21 protein-coding genes are annotated in these 21,848 nt (G+C 47.7%); 20 read left to right on the top strand and 1 reads right to left on the bottom strand.

Going from position 1 to position 21,848, the window contains the following annotated elements; translation table 11 throughout:
• Position 1 precedes the first annotated feature (1 nt).
• The 7 genes from rlmN (at position 2) to spoVM (ending at position 6,234) form a co-directional block, all read left to right on the top strand.
• Positions 2-1,093, top strand: a complete 1,092-nt coding sequence (gene rlmN / locus NYE28_RS08225) for a 23S rRNA (adenine(2503)-C(2))-methyltransferase RlmN (protein WP_003154339.1) — start codon at positions 2-4, stop codon at positions 1,091-1,093.
• 5 nt (positions 1,094-1,098) lie between these two features.
• A complete protein-coding gene (locus NYE28_RS08230; protein ID WP_007409750.1) occupies positions 1,099-1,860 on the top strand; it encodes a Stp1/IreP family PP2C-type Ser/Thr phosphatase in 762 nt (253 codons plus the stop codon).
• Complete coding sequence (gene pknB / locus NYE28_RS08235) at positions 1,854-3,797, top strand: Stk1 family PASTA domain-containing Ser/Thr kinase (protein ID WP_012117534.1); 1,944 nt, start codon at positions 1,854-1,856, stop codon at positions 3,795-3,797. Before NYE28_RS08230 ends, pknB begins: the two co-directional genes overlap by 7 nt.
• 14 nt (positions 3,798-3,811) lie before the next feature.
• Positions 3,812-4,702 carry a ribosome small subunit-dependent GTPase A gene (gene rsgA / locus NYE28_RS08240; protein WP_342490381.1) on the top strand — a complete coding sequence of 297 codons (891 nt, stop codon included), beginning with the start codon at positions 3,812-3,814 and terminating at the stop codon, positions 4,700-4,702.
• Position 4,703: 1 nt separating this feature from the next.
• Positions 4,704-5,354 (top strand): ribulose-phosphate 3-epimerase, encoded by a 651-nt coding sequence (gene rpe / locus NYE28_RS08245; RefSeq protein WP_100001431.1) that lies wholly within the window; start codon positions 4,704-4,706, stop codon positions 5,352-5,354.
• Between the two features lie 68 nt (positions 5,355-5,422).
• On the top strand, positions 5,423-6,067 hold the full coding sequence (locus tag NYE28_RS08250; protein ID WP_100001433.1) for a thiamine diphosphokinase: 645 nt from the start codon (positions 5,423-5,425) through the stop codon (positions 6,065-6,067).
• 86 nt (positions 6,068-6,153) lie between these two features.
• The gene (spoVM, locus tag NYE28_RS08255; protein WP_003154329.1) at positions 6,154-6,234 is read left to right on the top strand and encodes a stage V sporulation protein SpoVM; all 81 of its coding nucleotides are present in this window, start codon (positions 6,154-6,156) and stop codon (positions 6,232-6,234) included.
• Between the two features lie 77 nt (positions 6,235-6,311).
• Here spoVM and rpmB read toward each other — a convergent pair whose 3' ends face one another.
• The gene (gene rpmB / locus NYE28_RS08260) at positions 6,312-6,500 is read right to left on the bottom strand and encodes a 50S ribosomal protein L28 (protein WP_003154328.1); all 189 of its coding nucleotides are present in this window, start codon (positions 6,498-6,500) and stop codon (positions 6,312-6,314) included.
• Between the two features lie 258 nt (positions 6,501-6,758).
• Here rpmB and NYE28_RS08265 point away from each other — a divergent pair, with 258 nt between their 5' ends.
• The 13 genes from NYE28_RS08265 (at position 6,759) to ftsY (ending at position 21,825) form a co-directional block, all read left to right on the top strand.
• Positions 6,759-7,121: an Asp23/Gls24 family envelope stress response protein gene (locus NYE28_RS08265; protein WP_003154327.1), complete on the top strand. Its 363-nt coding sequence runs from the start codon at positions 6,759-6,761 to the stop codon at positions 7,119-7,121.
• 15 nt (positions 7,122-7,136) lie between these two features.
• Positions 7,137-8,804, top strand: a complete 1,668-nt coding sequence (locus NYE28_RS08270; protein WP_022553356.1) for a DAK2 domain-containing protein — start codon at positions 7,137-7,139, stop codon at positions 8,802-8,804.
• A gap of 142 nt (positions 8,805-8,946) precedes the next feature.
• Complete coding sequence (gene sdaAB / locus NYE28_RS08275; RefSeq protein ID WP_003154325.1) at positions 8,947-9,609, top strand: L-serine ammonia-lyase, iron-sulfur-dependent subunit beta; 663 nt, start codon at positions 8,947-8,949, stop codon at positions 9,607-9,609.
• 20 nt (positions 9,610-9,629) lie between these two features.
• On the top strand, positions 9,630-10,532 hold the full coding sequence (sdaAA, locus tag NYE28_RS08280) for an L-serine ammonia-lyase, iron-sulfur-dependent, subunit alpha (protein ID WP_012117539.1): 903 nt from the start codon (positions 9,630-9,632) through the stop codon (positions 10,530-10,532).
• Positions 10,510-12,558 carry an ATP-dependent DNA helicase RecG gene (gene recG, locus NYE28_RS08285; RefSeq protein ID WP_012117540.1) on the top strand — a complete coding sequence of 683 codons (2,049 nt, stop codon included), beginning with the start codon at positions 10,510-10,512 and terminating at the stop codon, positions 12,556-12,558. Before sdaAA ends, recG begins: the two co-directional genes overlap by 23 nt.
• A gap of 106 nt (positions 12,559-12,664) precedes the next feature.
• Positions 12,665-13,231, top strand: a complete 567-nt coding sequence (gene fapR, locus NYE28_RS08290; protein ID WP_003154320.1) for a transcription factor FapR — start codon at positions 12,665-12,667, stop codon at positions 13,229-13,231.
• 13 nt (positions 13,232-13,244) lie between these two features.
• Positions 13,245-14,243 carry a phosphate acyltransferase PlsX gene (gene plsX, locus NYE28_RS08295; RefSeq protein WP_007409758.1) on the top strand — a complete coding sequence of 333 codons (999 nt, stop codon included), beginning with the start codon at positions 13,245-13,247 and terminating at the stop codon, positions 14,241-14,243.
• 18 nt (positions 14,244-14,261) lie between these two features.
• Entirely contained in the window at positions 14,262-15,215 is a 954-nt protein-coding gene (gene fabD / locus NYE28_RS08300) for an ACP S-malonyltransferase (RefSeq protein ID WP_100001435.1), read from the top strand.
• Positions 15,208-15,948: a 3-oxoacyl-[acyl-carrier-protein] reductase gene (fabG, locus tag NYE28_RS08305; RefSeq protein WP_003154312.1), complete on the top strand. Its 741-nt coding sequence runs from the start codon at positions 15,208-15,210 to the stop codon at positions 15,946-15,948. Before fabD ends, fabG begins: the two co-directional genes overlap by 8 nt.
• An 84-nt stretch (positions 15,949-16,032) precedes the next feature.
• Entirely contained in the window at positions 16,033-16,266 is a 234-nt protein-coding gene (gene acpP, locus NYE28_RS08310) for an acyl carrier protein (RefSeq protein WP_003154310.1), read from the top strand.
• 138 nt (positions 16,267-16,404) lie between these two features.
• Positions 16,405-17,154 (top strand): ribonuclease III, encoded by a 750-nt coding sequence (gene rncS, locus NYE28_RS08315; RefSeq protein WP_014417754.1) that lies wholly within the window; start codon positions 16,405-16,407, stop codon positions 17,152-17,154.
• A gap of 101 nt (positions 17,155-17,255) precedes the next feature.
• Entirely contained in the window at positions 17,256-20,816 is a 3,561-nt protein-coding gene (smc, locus tag NYE28_RS08320) for a chromosome segregation protein SMC (protein ID WP_337681089.1), read from the top strand.
• A 19-nt stretch (positions 20,817-20,835) separates the two neighbouring features.
• Positions 20,836-21,825: a signal recognition particle-docking protein FtsY gene (gene ftsY, locus NYE28_RS08325; RefSeq protein WP_003154301.1), complete on the top strand. Its 990-nt coding sequence runs from the start codon at positions 20,836-20,838 to the stop codon at positions 21,823-21,825.
• Positions 21,826-21,848: the final 23 nt, after the last annotated feature.

A 21,848-nucleotide genomic window follows, 5' to 3' on the forward strand; every position in this document is an offset into this window, starting at 1 on the left:
AATGACACAATTAAAAAAGACAAGCGTACGGAAAGAGCTGCGGACTGAGCAGCCGTCCATTTACTCTTTTGAATTAGATGAAATCAAACAATGGCTGACCGAGAATGGCGAAAAGCCGTTCCGCGCAGCACAGATTTTTGAATGGCTTTATGAAAAGCGGGTTTCTTCATTTGATGAAATGACAAACCTCTCAAAAAGCCTGCGTGAAAAACTCGAGAGCAATTTTGTGCTGACAACGCTGAAAACGGCTGTAAAACAGACATCTCAAGACGGCACGATGAAATTTTTATTTGAGCTTCATGACGGTTATACGATCGAAACGGTTTTAATGAGACACGAGTATGGTAATTCTGTATGTGTAACGACACAGGTCGGCTGCCGGATCGGCTGCACATTTTGCGCGTCAACGCTCGGCGGACTGAAACGGAATCTTGAAGCGGGAGAAATCGTCGCTCAAGTCGTGAAAGTGCAAAAGGCGCTTGATGAAACGGATGAACGCGTCAGCTCAGTCGTCATCATGGGAATCGGAGAGCCGTTTGATAATTTCAATGAAATGCTCGCTTTCTTAAAAATCATTAACCACGATAAAGGGCTGAACATCGGAGCGCGTCATATCACAGTTTCCACCAGCGGAATCATTCCGAAGATTTACGATTTCGCGGATCAAAAAATGCAGATCAATTTCGCGATTTCTCTGCATGCTCCGAATACAGAAATCAGAAGCCGTCTGATGCCGATTAATAAAGCCTATAAGCTTCCTGACCTTATGGAGGCCGTCAAATATTACATCGAGAAAACAGGCAGACGGATCAGCTTTGAATACGGGCTGTTCGGCGGCGTAAATGATCAGGTCGAACATGCAGAAGAGCTTGCAGAACTGTTAAAAGACGTGAAATGCCATGTCAATTTAATTCCGGTAAACTATGTGCCTGAACGGGATTACGTCCGCACACCGAGAGATCAGATTTTCGCATTTGAAAAAACGTTAAAATCCCGCGGTGTAAATGTCACGATCAGAAGAGAGCAAGGCCATGACATTGACGCGGCCTGCGGTCAGCTTCGCGCGAAGGAGCGTCAAGACGAGACGAGGTGAAGAGGTTGATTACAGCCTTGAAAACAGATACAGGTAAAGTCCGCCGGCATAATGAAGATGCGGCGGGCATTTTCACAAAAGAAGACGCGGTGCTTGCGGTTGTCGCCGACGGCATGGGCGGTCATCTTGCCGGAGATGTAGCGAGCAGGATGGCGGTTGCGGCGATGGAAGAGCAGTGGAACCGGACCGAAACGGTTCCTTCTCTGCCGTCTGCTTGCGAGGATTGGCTGAAAGACCGGATTCATGAGGCGAATGTCAAAGTACATGACCACGCTAAAGCGAATGAAGAATGCCGGGGAATGGGCACCACTGTTGTTTGCGCCTTATTCACCGGGAAGTTTGTCACTGTGGCTCATATCGGTGACAGCCGGTGCTACCTGCTTCAAGAGGGGGAATTCACTCAGCTGACTGAGGACCATTCGCTTGTGAATGAGCTGGTCAAGACGGGGGAAATTTCGAAAGAGGACGCCGAGCACCATCCGCGGAAAAATGTATTGACGAGAGCGCTGGGGACAGATGAAACCATCAGTCCCGACGCCCGTTCTTTTGAACTGTCTGACGGCGATCAGCTGCTTTTATGCTCTGACGGACTGTCAAATAAAATAGAAGATCACGAGATCAAACAAATGCTTCAAGCCGAATCTGATCCTCAGGAAAAAGTAGACCTTCTCATCAGCAAAGCGAATCAAAACGGCGGCGAAGATAACATCACGGCTGTGTTGATTGAGTTTTCCGCAGATGCAAAAGAGGGTGAAGACAAGTGCTAACCGGCAAGCGGATCAGCGGGCGTTATCATATCCTCCGGCCCATTGGCGGCGGCGGAATGGCAAACGTTTTTTTAGCTGAGGACATCATTCTCGAACGTGAAGTCGCAATTAAAATTCTGCGGTTTGACTTTGTGAATGACATTGATTTTATCAGGCGTTTCAGAAGAGAAGCACAGTCGGCATCAAGCCTCGATCATCCGAATATCGTCAGTATTTACGATATCGGGGAGGAAGGCGATATTTATTACATTGTCATGGAATATGTGGAAGGCATGACATTAAAGGAATACATAAACGCACACGGACCGCTTCATCCGAAAGAAGCGCTGTCCGTTATGGAGCAGATCGTCTCGGCCATCGCCCATGCCCATCAAAACCATATCGTGCACCGGGATATTAAACCGCACAATATATTGATAGATCATTTAGGGCATATCAAGGTGACGGATTTCGGCATCGCCACAGCGCTTACGTCTACGACAATCACACATACGAATTCTGTGCTGGGCTCGGTTCATTATTTGTCTCCGGAGCAGGCGAGAGGCGGTCTGGCAACGAAAAAATCAGATATTTACGCGCTCGGCATCGTGCTGTTTGAGCTTTTAACAGGTAAAATCCCTTTTGACGGAGAATCAGCCGTCAGCATAGCGCTAAAGCATCTGCAAACAGAAACGCCTTCCGCCAGAAAGTGGAACCCTTCCATTCCGCAGAGCGTCGAAAACATTATTTTAAAGGCAACCGCTAAAGACCCGTTTCACCGCTATGAAAGCGCCGAGGACATGGAAGCGGACATCAGAACGGCTTTTGACGCCGGCAGGCTGAATGAACAAAAATTTTCCGTGCAGGATGATGAGGAAATGACAAAAGCCATTCCCGTTATTACTGACGGCGCAAAAGCCGCACCTCAGGCGGAAACGCCGGGGGAGACGGATGATAAGGAACAGCAGCCCGCCAAAAAGAAAAAACGGAAATGGCCGTGGGTTTTGCTGGCCGTCTGTTTCATTTTCATTATGGCGGCTGTTCTTGCGGTCACCGTGTTCCCGTCTTTGTTTATGCCTAAAGATGTAAGCGTCCCCGACGTACGGGGCATGAAGTACGAAAAAGCGGAAGCCCTGCTTGAAAAGAACGGGCTCCGGGCGGATCCTGATATAACGGATATTGAAGATGAAAAAATAGAAGAGGAATTAATGGTCAAAACGGACCCAAAAGCGGGGTCTACCGTTAAAGAAGGCTCTTCTGTAAAACTGTACAAAAGCATCGGAAAACCGAAAACCCAGCTGATCGACGTGAAAGGGCGGCAGATCGGCGACGCAAAAAAAGCGCTGAAGGAAAAAGGCTTCAAACATGTCAATGTCAAAGAAGAGAACGATGACAGCGAGGCCGGCACCGTAATTGATCAGAACCCGTCAGCCGGCACCGACATGGTCGCAAGCGACGATGAAGTCAATCTAACGGTCAGCCTCGGCCCGGCGGACGTTACGCTGAGGGACTTAAAGACTTACAGCAAAGAAGCGGCTTCAGGGTATCTTGAAGATAACGGCCTGCAGCTTGTTGAAAAACAAGCCCATTCAGATGACGTGCCGGAAGGACAAGTCATGAAGCAAGAGCCGGCAGCCGGCACTGCGGTTAAGCCGGGAAGTAATGTTGAAGTGACGTTCTCGCTCGGACCTGAAGAAAAACCGGCGAAAACGGTAAAAGAAAAAATCAGCATTCCTTACGAACCCGAACATGAAGGGGACGAGCTTGAAGTGCAAATCGCCATCGATGATAAGGACCACAGCATCTCTGATACGTATGACTCATTTAAAATAAAAGAGCCGACTGAAAAAACAATCGAACTGAAGATTGATCAGGGACAGAAGGGGTATTATCAAGTGATGGTCGATCATAAAGTCGTCAGCTACAAAACGATTGAATACCCGAAAGATAATGACTGACAAGGAGGGACCCTATGCCTGAGGGCAAAATTATAAAAGCGTTAAGCGGATTCTATTATGTCTTGGATGAATCACAGGACAAGATCATTCAATGCAGGGGCCGGGGCATTTTCAGAAAAAATAAAATAACGCCCCTGGTCGGCGATTATGCCGTTTATCAGGCTCAAAATGATAAAGAAGGCTACCTGCTGGAAATCAAAGAACGAACAAACGAGCTGATCAGGCCGCCGATTTCAAATGTCGATCAGGCCGTTCTTGTCTTTTCTGCCGTTCAGCCGGCGTTCAGCACGTCTTTATTGGACCGTTTTCTCGTCCTTGTGGAAGTCAACGGCATTCACCCGATCATCTGCATAACCAAAATGGACTTAGCTGCAGACGGGGAATCGAAAGAGGCGATACTTTCTTACGTGAAAGACTATCAGGCGATCGGTTATGACGTATATGTGACGTCATCAAAAGAAAACAGCGGCTTAACAGGCATTGTGAAACACTTCGAGAACAAAACAACGGTGTTTGCCGGTCAGTCCGGAGTCGGAAAATCTTCGCTTTTAAATGCGATCAGCCCGGAGCTTGAGCTGAAAACAAACGAGATTTCCACGCATTTGGGACGCGGAAAACATACGACGCGCCATGTGGAGCTCATTCATACATCAGGCGGTCTGGTGGCGGATACTCCGGGATTCAGTTCGCTTGAATTTACCGGCATTGAGGAAGAAGAGCTGGGCAGCACGTTCCCTGAGATCAGAGAAATAAGCGCCTCTTGCAAATTCAGAGGCTGTCTGCATCTTAAAGAGCCGAAATGCGCGGTAAAGCAAGCGGTGGAAGAAGGAGAGATTCAGCCGTACCGCTATGAGCATTACAAAGAATTTATGCAGGAAATAAAAGAGAGAAAGCCGAGGTATTAATATGATTAAGGTTGCGCCATCAATTCTTTCCGCCGATTTTGCTTCACTGGGCGAGGAAATTAAAGACGTGGAAAAAGGAGGGGCGGACTATATCCATATTGATGTCATGGATGGCCATTTCGTCCCTAACATTACAATCGGGCCGCTTATCGTTGAAGCCGTCCGTCCGGTGACTGATCTGCCGCTGGATGTCCATCTTATGATTGAAAACCCGGACCGCTACATCCCGGCATTCGCAAAAGCCGGTGCGGACATCCTTTCCGTTCATGCTGAAGCGTGTCCGCATCTTCACCGGACCATTCAATTGATAAAAGAGCAGGGAGTAAAAGCGGGAGTTGTGCTCAATCCGCATACGCCCGTCCAAACGATTGAACATGTGATCGAGGAGCTTGACCTTGTGCTGTTAATGACGGTTAACCCCGGTTTTGGCGGACAGCGCTTCATTCATTCGGTTCTGCCGAAAATCCGTCAGGTCAAACAGCTGGCTGAGGAGAAAGGCCTGTCTGAGCTTTTAATCGAAGTGGACGGAGGCGTTAATAAAGAAACAGCCCCTTTATGCACTGAAGCGGGCGCCAATCTGCTTGTTGCCGGGTCTGCCGTATATAATCAGCCGGATCGGAAAAAAGCCATTGCTGACATCCGAAACGCGTAATAAACATGCTGAAAAAGAGCCCGGTGAAAGCCGCCGGCTCTTTTCGCGTCTAAGAGAGAGGAAAACATATGAAGACAATCAATATCGTTGCGGGCGGCCCGCGGGAGCTTATTCCCGATCTATCCGAATACACTGACGGAGATACGACGTGGGTCGGAGTCGATAAAGGGACGGTTGCTCTTTTGGAAGCCGGAATCATTCCGCAGGAAGCTTTCGGTGATTTTGACAGCATTACGGAAGAGGAGCTCATGCAGATTCAAAAAGCGGCGCCGGCCCTCCATGTGTATCAGGCGGAAAAAGATTATACCGATCTTGAACTCGCCCTTGACTGGGCTTTACAAAAAGAACCGGAAACCATTCGGATATTCGGTGTGACGGGCGGAAGAGCCGATCACTTTTTAGGGAACATCCAGCTGCTGTATAAAGCCTTACATAAGAATACCGATGTCGTGCTGATCGACCGGCAGAATGACATTCAGATGTTCGGGCCCGGCCGTTATACAATTGAAGAAAAAGCGCGCAGACGCTATATTTCTTTCATTCCGTTTACGGAAGCGGCAGACGGCCTGACACTCGACGGTTTTAAATATCCCCTTGATAATTGTCATATTCCTCTGGGTTCCACACTATGTATTAGTAACGAACTCATTCATTCACGAGGTACTTTTTCGTTTGCAAAAGGCATATTAATAATGGTAAGGAGCGCGGATTAGAAAAGCGGCTTCTGCCATATGCGGAAAAAACCATGAATCCTAAAGTGATGAACGCAGCGGATACGGGACTTATAGGAGGGGACAAAATGAAATTTTATACCATTAAATTGCCGAAGTTTTTAGGAGGAATTGTCCGGGCGATGCTGGGCTCATTTAGAAAAGAGTAAGCCCAAGAAGCTGAAATTGCCCTCTTTGAACGCATAAAAAACGCCTGCCGCATAAAAGGGCAGGCGTTCATTTTTGCTTATACACGCTCAACTTTACCGGATTTTAAAGCCCGGGCAGATACATACACTTTTTTAGGTTTGCCGTCAACAAGGATGCGGACCTTTTGAAGGTTGGCGCCCCAAGTACGCTTAGAAGCGTTCATTGCGTGAGAACGGTTGTTTCCGGCTTTTGTTTTTTTACCTGTAATAAAACATTTACGTGCCATTTGTTTCCCTCCTAACTGCGCGAAACATCTTTTCAAACATAGTGTCTCAGATGCTTTCGTTATACAATACTTTAAATAATTTACCACAGCTAAAAACCGTTTGCAACTATTGTTTCCCTTACTTTCAAGAAAAATCACTTGACATGTAAAACCAATCACATTTCCGCGCTGAAGGCCGCTGTCTGTATCTTTTCTTTTCATAATGGGATACATATAGTAGAATAATGATAACTCTATGCATCTGAAGGAGGAACCTGTGTGTCCATTGAAATGAAGACAAAATACGGACAGATTGATATATCCAACGAAGTCATCGCAATGGTTGCCGGAGGCGCTGCCATTGACTGTTACGGAATAGTGGGGATGGCCTCAAAAAACCAGATTAAAGACGGTTTGTCTGAAATCCTCCGGAGAGAGAACTTCGCAAAAGGCGTACATGTCCGTCAGGAAGCCGAACAAATACATATCGACATGTACATTATTGTCAGCTACGGCACTAAAATATCCGAAGTAGCCCACAATGTTCAGACGAAGGTAAAATACACAGTAAATCAAACAATCGGACTTGCAGTTGATTCTGTAAATATTTATGTCCAAGGCGTACGAGTAACGAACCCGTAGTGAGGAGGATGAGTATTGTCTAGACGAAACTTAGATGGGAGAGCTTTTGCGGCAATGATTCTGGCGGGGGCTGAGACATTGTCTCAAAACGCGTCCGCGGTGGATGCGCTGAACGTGTTTCCCGTGCCTGACGGCGATACCGGAACAAATATGAATTTATCGATGTCATCCGGTGCAAGAGAGGTAGAGCACATTGACTCACCCGACATCGGCAAAGTCGGCATCGCCCTGTCAAAAGGCCTGCTTATGGGGGCGAGAGGAAACTCAGGGGTGATCTTGTCCCAATTGTTCAGAGGTTTCACAAAGAGCATTGAAAACAAAAACCAAATAGACGCCCAAGAATTTGCCGCAGCACTCCAAGCGGGAGTGGATATGGCATATAAGGCGGTCATGAAACCGGTTGAAGGAACGATTTTAACCGTGGCCAAGGATGCGGCTAAAAAAGCGGTCGCCTCGGCCAAAGAAGAAACCGATATTATTTCGGTCATGGAGGCCGTTATTGAAGAAGCGGAAGCGTCGCTGAACCGCACGCCGGATCTGCTTCCTGTTTTAAAGGACGTCGGTGTCGTTGACAGCGGCGGAAAAGGTCTGCTTTGTGTATATGAAGGCTTTTTGGCTGCTTTAAAAGGAGAGGCCGTACCGAAAAAAGCGGTTCTTCCGGCACTCGATGATATGGTGAATGCCGAGCATCATAAAAGCGCGCAGAGCATGCTGAGTACAGAAGACATTGAATTCGGATTTTGTACGGAAGTGATGGTGAGGCTGGATCAAGATAAACGGACGTTCAAGGAAGAGACGTTCAGAAACGAACTGAGCCGTTTCGGCGATTCATTGCTGGTCGTGGCTGATGATACGCTTGCGAAAGTTCATATTCATGCCGAAGAACCAGGGAACGTACTCAATCTCGCACAGCGTTACGGCGATTTGATTAAAATTAAAATTGAAAACATGAGGGAACAGCATACTTCAATCATCAGCCAAGAACATGATGAAAAAAAGCCGGCCGGCGTTATGAAAGAAGCCCGCAAGCCTTTTGGCATCGTGACTGTGGCAATGGGAGAGGGCATTTCTGAATTGTTTACGAGCATCGGCGCTTCACACGTAATCGAAGGCGGCCAGACAATGAATCCGAGCACGGAAGATATTGTTGAAGCCGTTCAGTCTGTCAATGCGGAGACGGTTTTCATTCTTCCGAACAATTCCAATATTGTGATGGCTGCCAATCAGGCGGCGAGCGTGGCTGAAGAAAATGTCATTGTCATTCCGGCAAAAACGGTCCCTCAAGGCATGACTGCCCTGCTTGCGTTTAACCCTGACCAGCCGGCTGACGTAAATGAAGCTAATATGCTTGAGGCCATCCGGAATGTGAAAAGCGGACAGGTGACATATTCAGTCAGAGACACCCATATCGACGGCAAAGATATTAAAAAAGGTGATTTTATCGGCATTTTAAACAGTTCAATTATCGGCAGCGCCGAAGATCGGATAAGTGCGGCGAAATTGCTGCTGGATGAAATGATCGGGGAAGAAGATGAAATCGTCACCATTTTGTACGGAGAGGACGCGCCCGAAGAAGAAGCTGAGAAACTCGCTGAGTATATTGCAAGCGTCTGTGAAGATATCGAGGTTGAAATCCATAACGGCAGACAGCCTCTGTATCCATATATATTTGCGGCAGAATAGAAGGGCTTATCAGGCCCTTCTATTCTTATGCCTTTATTTACCTGCGGCAGTGCGGCAGTGTGCCTGCTTGCCAATTGAGAAATGTTCAATTAGTCTAAAGAAAAGCGCTGAATGAAGTGATGTTAAGGAGGAGCAAACCAGCATGAAGTATAGAAGCGTTTTTGATATTATCGGCCCGGTAATGATCGGTCCGTCCAGTTCACATACCGCAGGCGCCGCCCGGATCGGCAGAGTGGCCAGAAGCTTATTCAGGCGGGAGCCCCGCCGGATCGTTGTGTCTTTTTACGGATCATTTGCGGAGACGTATAAGGGTCACGGCACTGATGTCGCGATTATCGGCGGCCTGCTTGATTTTGATACATTTGATGAGCGGATTAAAACAGCGATTCAAATTGCGGAAGAGAAGGGCATATATGTAGAGTTCCGTACAGAGGATGCCGTGCCCGTTCATCCGAATACAGCGCGCATCGTCATTTCTGATGATGAGGGAGAGCTTGCCCTTACCGGTATTTCCATCGGCGGCGGAAAAATAGAAATCACGGAGCTCAACGGCTTTGAGCTGCGTTTGTCCGGAAACCATCCGGCTATTTTAGTCGTTCACAATGATAAATTCGGCACGATTGCAGGCGTTGCCAATGTGCTTGCGAAATTCTCCATCAACGTCGGACATATGGAAGTGGCGCGTAAGGACGTCGGCCAGCTTGCGCTGATGACGATTGAGGTCGATCAGAATATTGAAGAAGAAGTGCTTGACGAGCTTTCAACACTTCCTAATATTATACAGGTTACTAAGATAGCTGACTAAAAAGTCAGGAGGAAAATGACATGTTTCGTAATGTAAAAGAATTAATAGAAATCACTCAAGAAAAACAAATTCCGATTTCGGAAGTGATGATCACCCAAGAGATGGAAGTGACGCAAAAAACGCGGGAAGAAATCTTTCAAGGAATGGAGCGCAATCTCTCCGTCATGGAAGCAGCTGTTGAAAAAGGGCTGAAGGGCGTCACGAGTCAGACCGGTTTAACAGGCGGAGATGCCGTGAAACTTCAGGCATACATCCAATCTGGAAGAAGCCTGTCGGGCAATCTGATTTTAGACGCCGTTTCTAAAGCTGTGGCGACAAATGAAGTCAATGCGGCGATGGGAACGATCTGCGCTACACCGACTGCCGGCTCTGCCGGGGTCGTGCCGGGAACGTTATTCGCCGTAAAGCATAAGCTGCACCCTACGACAGAACAAATGATCCGTTTTCTGTTTACAGCCGGCGCGTTCGGTTTTGTCGTAGCAAATAATGCGAGTATTTCAGGAGCGGCAGGAGGCTGTCAGGCGGAAGTCGGGTCAGCATCAGGCATGGCAGCGGCTGCGATTGTGGAAATGGCGGGCGGAACGCCTCAGCAATCAGCGGAAGCAATGGCGATTACACTGAAAAATATGCTCGGTCTCGTATGTGACCCGGTCGCCGGATTGGTAGAAGTGCCGTGTGTCAAACGAAACGCAATGGGAGCATCCAACGCAATGATCGCGGCGGATATGGCGCTGGCCGGGATTACAAGCCGCATTCCTTGCGATGAGGTGATTGACGCGATGTACAAAATCGGCCAGACAATGCCGACAGCACTGCGTGAAACGGGACAAGGCGGTTTAGCCGCGACACCGACGGGAAGAGAATTAGAGAAAAAAATTTTCGGAGGAGCGCTGAAATCAAGTGACACACCATCAGCAAACTAGTATAGCGGAAATTAAGGGCATTGGGCCGGAAACAGAAAAAACATTGCACGAACTTGGTATCTATGACATTTCTGATCTTCTGAATTATTTCCCTTACCGTTATGACGACTATGAGCTGAGGGATTTAGAAGAAGTAAAACATGAAGAAAGAGTGACGGTAGAAGGGAAGGTTCATTCAGAACCTTCTCTTACCTATTACGGCAAAAAACGAAACAGGCTGACATTCAGAGTGCTTGTCGGCAATTATTTAATTACCGCGGTCTGCTTTAACCGTCCCTACTTAAAAAAGAAACTGACGTTAGGTTCTGTCGTCACGATATCAGGGAAATGGGATAAACACAGACAGACCGTTTCCGTGCAGGAATTAAAAAACGGTCCTCATCAAGAAGATAAAAGCATTGAGCCTGTTTATTCTGTTAAAGAAAACGTCACCGTAAAAATGATGAGACGGTTTATTAAGGAAGCGCTGCAGCATCATTTGGACAGTGCGGCCGATCCGCTTCCTGAAAAATTGAGAATCCGCTACAAGCTGCCTGATTACAAACATGCCCTGCAGACGATGCATCAGCCTGAAACGAGGGAATCGTTACAGCAGGCAAGACGCCGGTTTGTTTACGAGGAATTCTTATTATTTCAGCTGAAAATGCAGGCGTTCCGTAAAGCGGAAAGGGAACAGTCAAAAGGCATCAGCCATGTGTTTCCGGCTGAAAAACTCGCCGCTTTCACAGACAGCCTGCCGTTTTCGCTCACGACCGCACAGACGCGTGTGCTTCGGGAAATTACCGCTGATATGACATCCCCTTACCGAATGAACCGTCTGCTGCAAGGTGATGTCGGATCAGGGAAAACGGCCGTCGCCGCCATCGCTTTGTACGCTGCGATTTTGTCGGGGTATCAGGGGGCATTAATGGTGCCGACTGAAATTTTGGCCGAACAGCATGCAGATTCTCTCGTATCGTTGTTTGCAAATGAAGATGTAAATATCGCGCTTTTGACGAGTTCTGTCAAAGGAAAGCGGCGCAGGGAGCTTTTGGAGCGGCTTGCTCTCGGAGAGATTGATATTTTAGTAGGGACCCATGCTTTAATCCAGGATGAAGTGGAATTCAAAGCGCTGAGCCTTGTTATTACGGACGAGCAGCACCGGTTCGGGGTCGAACAGCGCAAAAAACTCAAGAATAAAGGTCAGGATCCGGATGTGCTGTTTATGACAGCCACCCCGATTCCGAGAACGCTGGCCATTACCGTCTTCGGAGAAATGGATGTTTCCGTGATAGATGAAATGCCCGCGGGGCGAAAACAAATCGAAACGTATTGGGTAAAACACGACATGCTGGAGCGGATTTTGGCTTTTATAGAAAAAGAGCTGAAGCAGGGAAGGCAAGCCTATGTTATCTGCCCGCTCATTGAAGAGTCGGATAAACTGGATGTACAGAATGCGATTGACGTATATAACATGCTGTCTGACGTTTACCGCGGTAAATGGAATGTCGGCCTGATGCACGGGAAGCTCCATTCTGATGAAAAAGATCAGGTGATGAGAGAATTCAGCGCCAATCAATGTCAGGTACTTGTGTCAACAACCGTCGTAGAAGTCGGGGTGAACGTGCCGAATGCGACGATTATGGTCATCTATGACGCCGACCGTTTCGGATTATCTCAGCTCCATCAGCTCCGCGGCCGGGTCGGGCGGGGAGACCACCAATCTTTCTGCATCTTGATGGCAGATCCGAAATCCGAAACCGGGAAGGAACGGATGAGAATCATGTCGGAGACAAACGACGGCTTCGAGCTGTCTGAAAAGGACCTTGAACTGCGCGGCCCCGGTGATTTCTTCGGAAAAAAACAGAGCGGTATGCCCGAGTTCAAGGTGGCGGATATGGTTCATGACTACAGAGCTTTGGAAACGGCCCGCCAGGATGCGGCCAATCTGGTGTCTTCAGAGGCGTTTTGGAAAGATGACGAATACCGCATGCTGCGCGGTCAATTACTTTCAAGCGGCGTCCTGGAAGGGGAGAAATTAAGCTGATTCTGCAAAATTCGGCGGCTTTCAAAAAACAATCATTGCATTCCAAACTATGAGATTATATACTACTATTAGTACCTAGTCTTAATTGTCCGGATGGTGTTTACAGATGAGAAGAAGCAAGAAAGAACGCCAAAAATTATTGCAGCAGACGATCAAATCGACACCCTTCATCACAGATGAAGAATTAGCGGGGAAATTCGGCGTCAGCATTCAGACGATCCGTTTAGACCGCTTAGAGCTCTCAATACCGGAGCTGAGGGAAAGAATTAAAAACGTGGCAGAACAAACGCTTGATGATGAAGTGAAATCACTGTCTTTAGACGAAGTGATCGGTGAAATTATTGATCTGGAGCTTGACGGCCAGGCCATTTCCATATTAGAAGTAAGACGCGAACATGTCTTCAGCCGCAATCAAATTGCGCGGGGTCATCATTTGTTTGCGCAGGCGAACTCACTCGCCGTAGCCGTCATTGATGATGAGCTGGCGCTGACCGCAAGCGCAAATATCCGCTTTACAAGACAGGTGAAAGAAGGCGAGCGCGTCGTTGCGAAAGCCAAAGTGACGGCAGTCGAAAAAGAAAAAGGCAGAACGGTAGTTGAAGTCAACAGCTATGTGGGAGAAGAAGTCGTGTTCTCCGGCAGCTTTGACATGTACCGTTCAAAACAATCATAAAGGTGGAGCATGCATGAGAATAGCTGTAGATGCAATGGGGGGCGACAACGCACCCAAAGCTGTTATTGACGGAGTAATGAAGAGTATTGAGGCATTTGACGATCTTCATATTACGCTGGTCGGTGACAAGACAACGATAGAATCACACTTGCCAACAACATCAGACCGCATCACTGTGTTGCACGCCGATGAAGTGATTGAACCGACGGATGAACCGGTCCGCGCCGTACGCAGAAAGAAAAACTCTTCTATGGTGCTGATGGCGCAGGAAGTGGCTGAAAACAGAGCGGACGCCTGCATCTCAGCGGGGAATACGGGCGCACTCATGACAGCGGGACTGTTTATCGTCGGCAGAATTAAAGGAATCGACCGGCCTGCGCTTGCCCCGACGCTTCCGACCGTTTCAGGCGACGGTTTCCTTCTTTTGGACGTGGGAGCCAATGTAGATGCCAAACCGGAGCATCTCGTCCAGTACGGAATTATGGGATCTGTATATGCCCGGCAGGTTCTCGGAATCAGCTCGCCCCGCGTCGGATTGTTAAATGTCGGCACGGAAGAAAAGAAAGGAAACGACCTGACAAAAAAGACGTTTGAACTATTAAAAGAAACAAACGTGAATTTTGTCGGAAACGTTGAGGCGAGAGACTTGCTCGAAGGAGCTGCTGACGTCATCGTCACAGACGGCTTTACGGGCAACGTCACGTTGAAAACATTGGAAGGTTCAGCGTTATCGATTTTCAAAATGCTGAAAGATACACTGACTTCAAGTTTTGTTTCTAAGCTCGCAGCTGGAGTGCTGAAGCCGAAGCTGATGGAAATGAAACTGAAAATGGACTATTCTGAGTACGGCGGGGCGAGTCTTTTCGGTTTGAAAGCGCCCGTCGTTAAAGCGCACGGCTCTTCTGACGCACGCGCTGTTTACCATGCGCTGCGCCAGGCGAGAGAAATGGTCAGCCAAAACGTGGCCGCATTTATAGAAGAAGAAGTAAAAGAAGAAAAAACAGATGAGTAGTCTGGAGGTTACCGCATCATGAGTAAGATTGCATTTTTATTTCCCGGACAGGGATCACAATATATCGGTATGGGAAAAGACCTGTACGAACGCGAAGAAGCGTCAAAACGTATTTTTGATGAAGCGGATGAAACGCTTGAAACAAAGCTGAGCTCGCTCATTTTTGAAGGCGACGCCGAAGAATTAACCCTTACATACAATGCGCAGCCCGCGCTGTTGACAACGAGCATTGCCGTATTGGAAAAGTTTAAAGAATTCGGCATCACCCCTGATTTCACCGCCGGACACAGCCTCGGAGAATATTCGGCGCTTGTTGCGGCGGGAGCGATGACATTTAAAGATGCCGTTCACACGGTAAGAAAACGGGGAGAATTCATGAATGAAGCCGTGCCGGCCGGAGAAGGCGCCATGGCAGCTATTCTCGGAATGGATGCGGAGTCCTTGAAAAAGGTGACGGATCAAGTGACGGAAAACGGTCATCTCGTACAGCTTGCAAACTTGAACTGCCCCGGCCAGATCGTAATTTCCGGAACGGCAAAAGGTGTGGAGCTGGCTTCAGAGGAAGCGAAAAACAACGGAGCAAAACGGGCAATCCCATTAGAAGTAAGCGGACCGTTCCATTCTGAATTAATGAAGCCGGCAGCGCAAAAACTCGAGGAGGTGCTCAGCGCCTGTGAGTTAAAAAATGCGGCTGTTCCCGTGATTTCAAACGTTTCGGCTGACGTTATGACAGAAAAAGACGATATCAAGAAAAAACTGATCGAACAGCTGTACTCACCTGTTCGCTTTGAAGAAACCATTAACAAACTGATTGACGAAGGCGTCACGACGTTTGTTGAAATCGGGCCAGGAAAAGTGCTTTCAGGCCTTGTGAAAAAAGTGAACCGCCGCCTTAAAACAATCGCGGTTTCTGACCATGAAACCATCGAACTGGCGATTCAAACGCTGAAGGAGGAGAATCAGGATGCTTAATGAAAAAACAGCAGTGGTAACGGGAGCGTCCCGCGGAATCGGGCGGGCGATCGCGCTTGATCTTGCGAAAAACGGCTGTAACGTAGTAGTCAACTACTCCGGGAATGAAGCGAAAGCGAACGAAGTCGTAGATGAAATCAAATCTTTGGGCCGAAACGCGATCGCGGTAAAAGCCGATGTATCAAATTCCGAAGAAGTACAAAACATGATGAAAGAGGCTGTCGCTGCATTTTCTTCAATCGACATTCTCGTGAACAATGCGGGGATCACAAAAGACAATCTTCTGATGAGAATGAAAGAAAATGAATGGGATGATGTCATTAACATTAACCTGAAAGGTGTATTCAACTGCACGAAAGCCGTGACAAGACAGATGATGAAACAGCGCTCCGGCCGGATTATCAACGTATCATCAATCGTCGGCGTCAGCGGAAACCCCGGCCAGGCGAACTATGTGGCGGCAAAAGCCGGTGTAATCGGCTTAACGAAGTCATCAGCCAAAGAGCTTGCGAGCCGAAATATTACGGTCAATGCCATTGCTCCGGGCTTTATTTCTACAGATATGACGGACAAGCTTTCTAAAGAAGTCCAAGATGAAATGCTGAAGCAGATTCCGCTCGCGCGTTTCGGTGATCCTTCCGATATCAGCAGCGTTGTTACGTTCCTTGCTTCTGAAGGATCGCGTTATATGACGGGCCAAACCCTTCATATTGACGGCGGAATGGTGATGTAAAGATTTGTTTTTAAAATTTCATCCTAGTTTCTCTAGTTTTTTAAAAACGAATCCTCTATAATACTTGAGGGGAGGTGAATTGCTATGGCAGATACATTAGAGCGTGTAACGAAAATCATCGTAGACCGCCTTGGCGTTGATGAAGCTGACGTCAAACTTGAAGCTTCTTTCAAGGAAGACTTAGGTGCTGATTCCCTAGATGTAGTTGAGCTTGTTATGGAACTTGAAGACGAGTTTGATATGGAGATTTCTGACGAAGATGCTGAAAAGATTGCAACAGTCGGCGACGCTGTGAACTACATACAAAACCAGCAATAAGCTGATGCTAAAAGTCCCGCCTGACAGCGGGGCTTTAGCCCTTTAATCGTTCGGTTACCGGCGTCTGACGCTGTACGCGCTGCCGATTCCGTTTACGGCGGGGAGCGCGGTGAACCTGATGTGCCTATGGAGGTTACTATGTCAAAACACTCACATTTTAAAGATAAAAAAAAGTTCTATAAAAAAATAGAGCAATTTAAAGAGTTCCAAGAACGGATTTCGGTTCATTTTCAAAACGAGAAACTTTTGTATCAAGCATTTACACATTCATCTTATGTGAATGAGCATCGGAAAAAGCCGTATGAAGACAATGAAAGGCTTGAATTTTTAGGTGACGCTGTTTTGGAACTGACGATCTCCCAATTCTTATTTGCCAAATACCCGGCCATGAGTGAAGGAGATTTGACGAAGCTGAGAGCCGCTATCGTATGCGAGCCGTCACTCGTCTCACTTGCCCATGAATTGTCATTCGGCGATCTTGTTCTCTTGGGAAAAGGAGAAGAAATGACGGGCGGCAGAAAGCGTCCTGCGCTTTTAGCGGATGTGTTTGAAGCGTTTATCGGCGCACTGTATCTGGATCAGGGCCTTGAGCCGGTTCAGCAATTCCTGAAAGTGTACGTGTTCCCTAAAATAAACGATGGTGCTTTTTCTCATGTGATGGATTTCAAAAGCCAGCTTCAAGAATTTGTACAGCGGGACGGAAAAGGATCGCTTGAGTACAAAATTCTCAATGAAAAAGGGCCTGCCCACAACCGGGAATTCGAGGCGCTTGTCTCTCTTAAAGGTGAGGCGCTCGGTATCGGGAACGGACGTTCCAAAAAAGAAGCCGAGCAGCATGCGGCACAGGAAGCTCTTGCGAAAATGCAAAAACATCATACGAAACAATAAAATCCCCCTGTTTCCCTAGGGGGATTTCAGTATGTCTGCGCCTGATATAAGCGGGTGATTATGATAATATTGAGATACTTATACGATAAGGAGGATCTGGGATGTTCCTCAAACGTTTAGACGTTATAGGATTTAAATCATTTGCAGAACGGATATCCGTTGACTTTGTAAAAGGCGTCACGGCCGTTGTCGGTCCGAACGGCAGCGGAAAGAGCAACATTACCGAAGCCATCCGCTGGGTGCTCGGCGAACAATCAGCCCGCTCGCTTCGGGGCGGAAAAATGGAAGATATCATTTTTGCGGGAAGTGATTCGCGCAAGCGGCTGAACCTTGCCGAAGTCACGTTAACGCTTGATAATGAAGATCATTTTCTCCCGATCGATTACCACGAAGTCAGCGTGACGAGACGGGTGTACCGTTCCGGAGAGAGTGAATTTCTCATCAACAATCAGCAGTGCCGTTTGAAAGACATCATTGACTTATTTATGGACTCCGGGCTCGGAAAAGAAGCATTCTCTATTATCAGCCAGGGGAAAGTCGAAGAGATTCTCAGCAGCAAAGCGGAAGACCGCCGCAGTATTTTTGAAGAAGCGGCCGGCGTGCTGAAATATAAAACAAGAAAGAAAAAAGCGGAAAACAAACTGTTTGAGACGCAGGATAACTTAAACAGGGTGGAAGATATTCTCCATGAGCTTGAAGATCAGGTCGAACCGCTGAAAATCCAGGCATCAATCGCCAAAGACTACTTAGAAAAAAAGAAAGAGCTTGAGCATGTCGAAATTGCCCTTACCGCCTTTGACATCGAACAACTGCATGGCAGATGGTCGGGTTTAAAAGACAAGGTGCAGGCTGCTAAAGAAGAAGAATTGGCGGAATCATCGGCTCTATCCGCAAAAGAAGCGATGATAGAAGAGACGAGAGATAAAATCCACGCGCTTGATGAATCCGTCAACGAACTGCAGCAGGTTCTGCTCGTGACAAGTGAAGAGCTGGAAAAGCTGGAAGGCCGGAAAGAAGTGCTGAAAGAGCGCAAAAAAAATGCCGCGCAAAACCGGGAACAGCTTGAGGAATCCGTTACACATTACACGAACAAAGAAGCCGAACTGAAAGCCGACATTGAAAAACAGTCTGCCGTCTATGATAAGCTGCGTGCGGAAGTGAAGCGGTTAAACGCCCAAGTGAAAGAAAAGCAGCAGGCTCTCAGTCTGCATAATGAAAATGTAGAAGAGAAAATTGAACAATTAAAAAGCGATTACTTTGAATTGTTAAACAGCCAGGCGTCGATTCGCAACGAGCTGCAGCTTTTAGATGACCAGATGTCCCAATCTGCGGTCCAGCAGGCGAGACTGACCGCAAACAATGAAAAATATCTTGAAGAACGTAACGATATTGCAGTCCGCAAAGCGGCGTGCGAAGAAGAATTGGCTGCCGTTGAAGAGGATATTCACAATCAGGTCGTCCGCTTTCGCGAAGTCCAGACAGCATATGAACAGAAAAAACGCCAATATGAAAAGAAAGAATCTGCGCTGTATCAGGCATATCAATTCGTCCAGCAGGCCAGATCCAAAAAAGATATGCTTGAAACGATGCAAGGCGATTTTTCAGGATTTTACCAAGGCGTAAAAGAAGTGCTGAAGCAGAAAGAGAAGCTCGGCGGCATCCGCGGCGCCGTTCTCGAACTGATTGCCACCGAACAAAAGTATGAAACGGCGATCGAGATTGCACTCGGCGCAGCGGCGCAGCACGTTGTCACAGACGACGAGCAGGCGGCGCGGAAAGCGATTCAATATTTAAAACAGAATTCATTCGGCCGCGCGACGTTCCTGCCGCTTACGGTTATGAAACCGCGCCAGCTCCAAACCCGTGATGAACAGACGGCTCAGAAGCATCCGTCTTTCCTCGGCACAGCGAGCGGGCTTGTCACATATGATGCCGCGTATCGGAATGTCATTCAAAACCTTCTCGGCACCGTGCTGATCACTGAAGATTTAAAAGGTGCGAATGAACTGGCCAAGCTTCTCGGGCACCGCTACCGCATCGTGACGCTTGAGGGCGATGTCGTCAATCCAGGCGGATCAATGACAGGCGGCGCGGTCAAAAAGAAAAACAATTCTCTGCTCGGCAGAAGCCGTGAGCTTGAGACGGTGACTGCGCGGCTTGCCGAAATGGAAGAAAAAACAGCTTTGCTCGAAAAAGAGGTCAAAACGCTGAAGCAGGCCATTCAAGAGCTTGAACATACGCTGAGCGGTCTCCGTGAAGACGGTGAAGCTTTCAGAACAAAGCAGCAGGATGTAAAAGGCAGGCTGTATGAACTCGAAGTCGCTGAAAAGAACATCAATACCCATCTGGAGCTTTACGATCAGGAGAAAGCATCACTGACCGAAAGCAGCCGGGAAAAAGAGACGCGCAAATCAGCTCTGGAAGAACAGCTGAGTGAGGCATCCGGCCAGCTGAAAGAGCTTGAGGAAGAGATGGAAAGGCTGACAAAACAAAAGCAGACCCTATCCTCAACAAAAGAAACGCTCTCTCATGAACTGACGGAATGTAAAGTGGCTGCTGCGAAAAAAGAACAGGCGTGTTCGAGTGAAGAAGACAACCTCAAACGGCTGAAAAAAGAGCTTGAAGAAACGCAGCTCGCTCTGAAAGAAACACGGGAAGATTTAAGCCTCCTGACCTCAGAGATGACGTCCAGCACAAGCGGTGAGGAGCAGCTTGAAGAAGCAGCCCATCACAAGCTTCACGATAAAACGAGAACGATCGAATTGATCGCCAGCCGGCGCGACCAGCGGGTGAAGCTCCAGCGGGCTCTTGATACGAACGAGCTTGAACTGAAAGAGATGAAGCGTCTGTATAAGCAAAAAACAGACATTCTGAAAGATGAAGAGGTAAAACTCGGCCGGATGGAAGTTGAGCTTGATAATCTCTTGCAGTATTTACGCGAGGAATACAGCTTATCCTTTGAAGGGGCAAAAGAACAATATCAGCTCGAACTCGAGCCTGAAGAGGCGAGAAAACGGGTCAAACTGATCAAGCTTTCAATTGAAGAGCTCGGAACGGTCAATCTCGGCAGCATCGATGAATTTGAAAGAGTAAACGAACGGTATCAGTTTTTAACAGAGCAGAAAAATGACCTGACGGAAGCGAAAAACACACTGTTTCAAGTCATTGAAGAAATGGATTCTGAAATGACGAAGCGATTCCATGAAACGTTTATCCAGATCCGTTCTCAATTCAACGACGTGTTCCGTTCTTTATTCGGAGGAGGACGGGCTGAACTGAAGCTGACTGATCCGAATGATCTTCTTAATTCCGGGGTGGACATTATCGCGCAGCCTCCGGGCAAAAAACTGCAAAACTTAAATCTTTTGTCAGGGGGAGAACGGGCGCTGACTGCCATTGCCCTTTTATTCTCCATTCTGAAAGTAAGGCCCGTGCCGTTCTGCGTCCTTGATGAAGTGGAAGCTGCGCTTGATGAAGCCAATGTATTCAGGTTTGCGCAATATTTAAAAAAATACAGCGGCGACAGCCAGTTTATCGTCATCACCCACAGAAAAGGCACCATGGAAGAAGCGGATGTCCTCTACGGTGTTACGATGCAGGAATCCGGCGTTTCCCGAATGGTTTCGGTCAAACTGGAAGAAACAAAAGAATTCGTTCAGTAACGAGGAAAGAGGTTGAAAGATGAGCTTTTTTAAAAAATTAAAAGAGAAAATCACGAAACAGACAGACTCCGTCTCTGAAAAATTTAAAGATGGTCTTGAAAAAACAAGAAATTCCTTCTCAAATAAAGTGAACGAACTCGTCTCCCGCTACCGAAAAGTCGACGAGGATTTCTTCGAAGAGCTTGAGGAAGTGCTGATTGGCGCTGACGTAGGTTTTACAACCGTCATGGAGCTGATTGATGAGCTCAAAAAAGAAGTGAAGCTGAAAAACATCCAGGATCCTCAGGAAGTGCAGTCCGTCATTTCTGAAAAGCTTGTCGACATTTATAACAGCGGCGACGAACAGATTTCTGAATTAAATATTCAGGACGGGCGCCTGAACGTTATTCTGCTTGTCGGGGTAAACGGCGTCGGAAAAACGACAACGATCGGAAAACTTGCCCATAAGCTGAAGAATGAAGGCAAATCCGTTGTGCTCGCTGCCGGAGACACCTTCAGAGCCGGGGCGATTGAACAGCTTGAAGTGTGGGGGGAGCGTACAGGCGTGCCTGTCATTAAACAGGCTGCCGGAAGCGACCCTGCTGCGGTTATTTATGATGCCGTACACGCGGCTAAAGCAAGAGGAGCGGATGTGCTGATTTGTGATACGGCCGGCCGCCTTCAGAATAAAGTAAACTTAATGAAAGAGCTTGAAAAAGTCAAACGCGTCATCGAACGCGAAGTGCCTGAGGCTCCGCATGAGGTTCTCCTTGCGCTGGACGCGACGACAGGCCAAAATGCGATGGCGCAGGCGAAAGAATTCTCCAAAGCGACGAATGTGACGGGTATCGCGTTAACGAAGCTTGACGGCACCGCAAAAGGCGGTATCGTCCTGGCGATCCGCAATGAGCTTCACATCCCCGTGAAACTGGTCGGCCTCGGAGAAAAGGTTGACGATCTCCAGCGGTTTGATGCAGAATCTTACGTATACGGTCTCTTTTCTGATTTAGTTGAAAAAGCCGAGGATTAATGAATAAAAAACGAGTATAAAAT

The organism is Bacillus sp. FSL R5-0443, assembly GCF_038608285.1.
Classification (GTDB): Bacteria; Bacillota; Bacilli; order Bacillales; family Bacillaceae; genus Bacillus; species Bacillus velezensis.

Bases quoted from the DNA above. Each gene is read 5' to 3' on its own strand.
- fabG (WP_003154312.1), top strand. From the start codon at position 15,208: ATGCTTAATGAAAAAACAGCAGTGGTAACGGGAGCGTCCCGCGGAATC.
- fabD (WP_100001435.1), top strand. From the start codon at position 14,262: ATGAGTAAGATTGCATTTTTATTTCCCGGACAGGGATCACAATATATC.
- acpP (WP_003154310.1), top strand. From the start codon at position 16,033: ATGGCAGATACATTAGAGCGTGTAACGAAAATCATCGTAGACCGCCTT.
- rncS (WP_014417754.1), top strand. From the start codon at position 16,405: ATGTCAAAACACTCACATTTTAAAGATAAAAAAAAGTTCTATAAAAAA.
- rpmB (WP_003154328.1), bottom strand. From the start codon at position 6,500: ATGGCACGTAAATGTTTTATTACAGGTAAAAAAACAAAAGCCGGAAAC.
- spoVM (WP_003154329.1), top strand. From the start codon at position 6,154: ATGAAATTTTATACCATTAAATTGCCGAAGTTTTTAGGAGGAATTGTC.
- sdaAA (WP_012117539.1), top strand. From the start codon at position 9,630: ATGTTTCGTAATGTAAAAGAATTAATAGAAATCACTCAAGAAAAACAA.
- plsX (WP_007409758.1), top strand. From the start codon at position 13,245: ATGAGAATAGCTGTAGATGCAATGGGGGGCGACAACGCACCCAAAGCT.
- rpe (WP_100001431.1), top strand. From the start codon at position 4,704: ATGATTAAGGTTGCGCCATCAATTCTTTCCGCCGATTTTGCTTCACTG.
- smc (WP_337681089.1), top strand. From the start codon at position 17,256: ATGTTCCTCAAACGTTTAGACGTTATAGGATTTAAATCATTTGCAGAA.
- rlmN (WP_003154339.1), top strand. From the start codon at position 2: ATGACACAATTAAAAAAGACAAGCGTACGGAAAGAGCTGCGGACTGAG.
- NYE28_RS08250 (WP_100001433.1), top strand. From the start codon at position 5,423: ATGAAGACAATCAATATCGTTGCGGGCGGCCCGCGGGAGCTTATTCCC.
- ftsY (WP_003154301.1), top strand. From the start codon at position 20,836: ATGAGCTTTTTTAAAAAATTAAAAGAGAAAATCACGAAACAGACAGAC.
- sdaAB (WP_003154325.1), top strand. From the start codon at position 8,947: ATGAAGTATAGAAGCGTTTTTGATATTATCGGCCCGGTAATGATCGGT.
- rsgA (WP_342490381.1), top strand. From the start codon at position 3,812: ATGCCTGAGGGCAAAATTATAAAAGCGTTAAGCGGATTCTATTATGTC.
- fapR (WP_003154320.1), top strand. From the start codon at position 12,665: ATGAGAAGAAGCAAGAAAGAACGCCAAAAATTATTGCAGCAGACGATC.